Below are 801 nucleotides of genomic sequence, written 5' to 3'. Positions count from 1 at the left end.
TCTTAAAATGCTAGTGTTTGGTCAAGATAAGGCAATCGAGTCTTTATCAACGGCAATCAAGCTTTCTCGCGCCGGTTTGAAGTCGCCTGAGAAGCCTGATGGTGCATTCTTGTTCTCTGGTCCTACCGGTGTTGGTAAGACTGAAGTAACTAAGCAGTTAGCAACTGTATTAGGTATTGAGTTGGTTCGCTTTGATATGTCGGAGTATATGGAGCGACATACCGTCAGTCGTTTGATTGGTGCGCCTCCTGGGTACGTTGGCTATGATCAGGGTGGCTTATTGACCGAAGCGGTCAATAAGAATCCTCACTGCGTTTTATTGCTTGATGAGATTGAAAAGGCGCACCCAGAAGTCTTTAACTTGTTGTTGCAGGTTATGGATCACGGCACCTTAACCGATAACAATGGCCGCAAAGCTGACTTTAGGCATGTCGTGTTGGTGATGACAACCAATGCTGGTGCGGAAGTAATTAGTAGACGCTCAATTGGTTTTAATGAGCAAGACCATTCTTCAGATGGTATGGAAGCTTTGAATAAGGTATTTACGCCAGAGTTTAGAAATCGCTTGGATGGCATTATTCCGTTTGCTTCATTATCGAGAGAAACAGTTTGCTATGTTGTCGACAAGTTCCTTATGGAATTACAAGTACAGCTGGATGCGAAGAACGTTGTGCTGCATGTTGATGATGAAGTGAAGCTCTATCTTGCAGAGAAGGGGTATGATGAAACTATGGGTGCTAGACCAATGGCTCGTCTGATTCAGGAAGACCTCAAGAAACCGTTAGCAGAAGAAATTCTCTT

Annotated in this window: 1 protein-coding gene; it reads left to right on the top strand. The window is 44.1% G+C overall.

What is annotated here, in order from left to right:
- Positions 1 to 801, top strand: an 801-nt coding sequence (locus tag A3763_RS20075) for an AAA family ATPase (protein ID WP_156495210.1), incomplete at both ends; no start/stop codon positions are given.

Source organism: Oleiphilus sp. HI0128 (genome assembly GCF_001635365.1).
This window is presented reverse-complemented; position numbering and strand designations above follow the sequence as displayed.